The organism is Paraglaciecola sp. 25GB23A (assembly GCF_040012495.1).
GTDB lineage: Bacteria > Pseudomonadota > Gammaproteobacteria > Enterobacterales > Alteromonadaceae > Paraglaciecola.
Genome location: NZ_JBDYKM010000055.1, coordinates 1 through 3,749, shown reverse-complemented (window position 1 = coordinate 3,749; position 3,749 = coordinate 1). Strand labels below are relative to the sequence as shown.

Annotated in this window: 6 protein-coding genes; all 6 read right to left on the bottom strand. The window is 39.7% G+C overall.

The window, feature by feature from the left end; genetic code table 11:
* Positions 1-464: 464 nt before the first annotated feature.
* The 6 genes from ABKW31_RS22650 to ABKW31_RS22625 all read right to left on the bottom strand — a co-directional run bounded on the left by ABKW31_RS22650 (position 465) and on the right by ABKW31_RS22625 (position 3,620).
* Positions 465-782, bottom strand: coding sequence for a hypothetical protein (locus ABKW31_RS22650; RefSeq protein ID WP_348618989.1), 318 nt, complete (start codon positions 780-782; stop codon positions 465-467).
* Between the two features lie 87 nt (positions 783-869).
* Positions 870-1,220: an ankyrin repeat domain-containing protein gene (locus ABKW31_RS22645; protein WP_348618988.1), complete on the bottom strand. Its 351-nt coding sequence runs from the start codon at positions 1,218-1,220 to the stop codon at positions 870-872.
* 93 nt (positions 1,221-1,313) lie between these two features.
* Positions 1,314-1,541, bottom strand: a complete 228-nt coding sequence (locus ABKW31_RS22640) for a hypothetical protein (RefSeq protein ID WP_348618987.1) — start codon at positions 1,539-1,541, stop codon at positions 1,314-1,316.
* A 523-nt stretch (positions 1,542-2,064) separates the two neighbouring features.
* Complete coding sequence (locus tag ABKW31_RS22635; RefSeq protein WP_348618986.1) at positions 2,065-2,442, bottom strand: hypothetical protein; 378 nt, start codon at positions 2,440-2,442, stop codon at positions 2,065-2,067.
* Between the two features lie 593 nt (positions 2,443-3,035).
* Positions 3,036-3,314, bottom strand: coding sequence for a hypothetical protein (locus ABKW31_RS22630; RefSeq protein ID WP_348618985.1), 279 nt, complete (start codon positions 3,312-3,314; stop codon positions 3,036-3,038).
* Between the two features lie 102 nt (positions 3,315-3,416).
* Positions 3,417-3,620: a hypothetical protein gene (locus ABKW31_RS22625; RefSeq protein WP_348618984.1), complete on the bottom strand. Its 204-nt coding sequence runs from the start codon at positions 3,618-3,620 to the stop codon at positions 3,417-3,419.
* Between the last annotated feature and the right edge of the window lie 129 nt (positions 3,621-3,749).

The window sequence follows — 3,749 nt, the reverse complement described above, 5'->3', positions numbered from 1 at the left end:
TGAACCTAAAACTTACTACCGATACTGACCAACAAGTTGTAAGGCCAAAGCGCTATAACGCTCAAAGCAACGGCGCGCTGTTTGCGTCCGCTGACTTTGCTTGTTATGAGTATTATTCATCGCTTGTGTAGTACTTAATAGCGTTTCGAAGTGATGACTCAAAGAATTCTTTATGCTCTTGTATGAATTCCTCAATATCTACCTTTTCGGAGCTCGACTTAATAGCGAAATATTTTCCAGTGTAACAAACTGATGAGTACAAAAAGGACGAGCTCACTTGGGATACTTGAAGTTCGTCCTCTTTAGCTTTTGCATGCATCATGAAGTCATCCACTGTAATGTCAAAAAGTTCCGTCAACTTATCTTCTACCTCCATGATTCACCTATACTCATAACGCTTTTGTAAGGGGCGCGTGCTGTTTACGCGTCCCAGCCCAACTCGTTGGGCGAACTTAACAAACTTGTTATAAGCCATTTTGATTACTGCCTGCAAGAGGTTGAATACCGCCACTATGCGACACTTTGTTCTTATTTACTTTTGTAGATACTTCGGAATCAGATAATTCAATGAAAACAAAATACTTGGTTGTTCTGTGTGCAGAAGAATGAAAATGAAGTTCTGAGCCAGCTGGGATAATACCCTTCTCGCCTGATTTTGATTTAACTTCTACGGCTGAATTTAAGTTACGCACATCATTAGTTATGAAGTGATATTTACCAAAGATGCAACCTACACCAAAGAAAATTGCCGCTACAATCAGATAACTAATTACTTTTTTCACTCTACCGTCCATATTGGCTTATAACGCTTAATATAACTGGAAAATACGAGCGCTTTACAGCGAGTAGTTTTCCAGTTGATGTTTTTGTTAGTTGTCACTTAGGCAAGACTCCAAACGTTCCTTCCAATGAGGCCTAGACCTACTTTTAAGTTTGGCCCCTGACCATGATAACTTTCTTACTATTTCGTCACTTGAATGATGAAGAGCGACTTCTAGAGGGACAATTCCATGTGAATTTTCAGCATTAACATTTGCGCCGTTATCAATTAAGAATTGAACCATATTTTCATCATTATTATTTATCGCAGCAACCAAAGCAGAACCATGTTTAGGATCTTGATAATTTATATCTCCACCTTCACATATTCTCTCGTTAACTAATTCAAGGTTTCTACCTCGAGAAGCAAATATTATTTTTTGGTCAATAGTGAATGCCATATTCTCGTGACAACTAACGCCCCAAGCAGGGGATTTTGTGAGTGTTTTTCAGCGAGTAAAATTCCCGCTGACTTGGCTTGTTATATTGCAATTTCACCAACTAACAACCGTAAAAAAAATGCCAAAAACCCCGACGAATACTAATGCACCTCCAAGTTTGTTATAAAACCTACGCGCATATTTTAAGCCATCGTCTTCATTTTTTTCTAATTTGTAAAACAGTTTTCCAGCGCCATAATCATTTCGCAAAAGTGTCTTAGTGGGCGTGAATATCACAACAAGACCACCAACTAAAAATCCAATTGCCACAATCAAATTCAAGGCTCACCTCTTGCAATATAACGCCCGCAGCATGCGCGGCTTTGTAGTGAAGGCGAAGCCGTAACGAAAAAGCCGTCGCTATGCCTGCGTTTGTTATGCATTTCTACATGCCTCATTTTCAAACCAAGCATAAAAATTGACTAAATGCTGTTTGAACTCTTCAATTGATTCACAATTTCCCGTGTGTGGATAGGTGCTCTCTTCAGATTGTACTTCTATTATTTGTATATCTAGACATAAGGCATGATTCCATGATGCGACAGATACAAGATGATTCTTTGTGTCGAGATTGACGCATGCAGATCCACGACCAGTGTCTTTAAACTCGATCTCACTGCAACAAGAGACGAATTTTTCTTCATTCTCCTTGAACCAATCATATAATACTGCAACTGGGTTCATTGTTTCGATCTCACTTTATGATGCATAACGCAGCCAGCAACGGCACAAAATTGATGGCGACTTTGTTGCGCCGTTTGCAAAAAAGGTGACAGCGAGTTTGTGTCCGATTTGACTGGCCTTGTTATGTGCTTTTTGCATACTTAACCCAAATACCCAGCAGCTGTGCATCTGTTTTATTGCCGCCATCGAGAATAGCAAAACTGAGTTCACCCATGTTTGTAGGATTAAGATAATACACTTGCGAGCCTACGGTAATATAAATTGTGCTTTGCTTCATTTCTAGTTTTACGCCAACCCAGCTTTCTGGAACATCGATTCTAGATTGTTTCCAGCCAGTTTCCCCTGGCTCCAAAATTTGATTAAGCTCAAGCATAAGGCCAGTACCAAGAAGCTTATGAGCTTGCTTTAATTCATATGAAATTGCTTCAGGCTTCCATAGAATTTCAGCAGATATAGAGAGCGAAAACAGCAACAACGGGAGTATTATAATTTTCTTCATCGTGCTCCATGCTCGAACTGCACATAACGCCCCAAGCAGGCGATTTTGTGAGTGTTTTTCAGCGAGTAAAATTCCCGCTGACTTGGCTTGTTATATGACACTGCACTCACTCCTTTTTACGTATGCTAAGCCTTTTAAAGGCAACCATAATGTAACTACATAAAAACGTAAAATAACGCTCAAAGCAACGGCGCGGCTTTTTGCGTCCGATGCCTTTGCTTGTTATTGCGCTAACCAGATAAACTATCGCGGCTTGCCGCCTGCCCTGTTTGCACAACAACTTGATTAAATTTATTACCCACACTGTAAAACAACCTTGAGCAAAACTACAACGAAAAAATGCATGTTAGGTTGAACTGATACTGATGAAACTGTTGGAAGTTTACAAGATTGTTTGGCTAAAAATTGAAAGGACGATTACCGAAAAATGCCCTAGCTAACCACAAACTTTTGAGCCTAAAACTTACTACCGATATTAACCAATAAATTGTAAGGTCAAAGCGCTATAACGCTCCGTTAACGGGCGAGCGTAGTTTGCGAGTCCGAGCCAGTGTTGTTTGCTGGCGTTTTCGTTAAACGGCTTGTTATAAGCACTAGTGTTCAAAGTAACCTTCTTTTTCTGCTTGAAATAATGCTTGTTCAATATGCTTTTTAGAAGTACTTCTCACAATCAGCAAGCCCTTTTGAACAAAAGCTGATTTGCCTGATTCTACTTCGTCATCTAATTCCTGACTTAACCTAGCAATATCATAAACACACACACGATGAATTGAACCATCATCTAAGGTAACCACAATACCATCAAGCCAACCTTTAGATTCTCTTTCGAGATGATCTTGTTCATCCCATTTAATTGGATAATTAATCTTCATTCAGACAGCACTTATAACGCCCCAAGCTGGGGATTTTATGAGCGTTTTTCAGCGAGTAAAATTCCCGCTGGCTTGGCTTGTTATAGCTAAAACTGCTTAGCATTACCATATACCCAAAAACTCCAAAGTATAAATAACCCCTATACCAAACATCACGAAACTGCTAAAAATTAACATCTGCTTTTTGCCAGCTAATTTCTTGCTATCCATTTCATCTGAATTTTTTATTTTTATGATACCTAGCCCTTGGCACAGGTTGTAAATACCCGAACCAAAACCCAAGATCATCATGATAATTTGAAACAAATACAGTCTCCGATACGACTTTAGCTATAACGCTCAAAGCAACGGCGCGCTGTTTGCGTCCGATGCCTTTGCTTGTTATTGCGCCAACCTAATGAACTATCGCGGCTTGCCGCCTGCCCTGTTAACACA

Excerpts from the sequence above, each read along its gene's own strand:
- ABKW31_RS22635 (WP_348618986.1), bottom strand. The coding sequence starts at position 2,442 with ATGAAGAAAATTATAATACTCCCGTTGTTGCTGTTTTCGCTCTCTATA.
- ABKW31_RS22645 (WP_348618988.1), bottom strand. The coding sequence starts at position 1,220 with ATGGCATTCACTATTGACCAAAAAATAATATTTGCTTCTCGAGGTAGA.
- ABKW31_RS22630 (WP_348618985.1), bottom strand. The coding sequence starts at position 3,314 with ATGAAGATTAATTATCCAATTAAATGGGATGAACAAGATCATCTCGAA.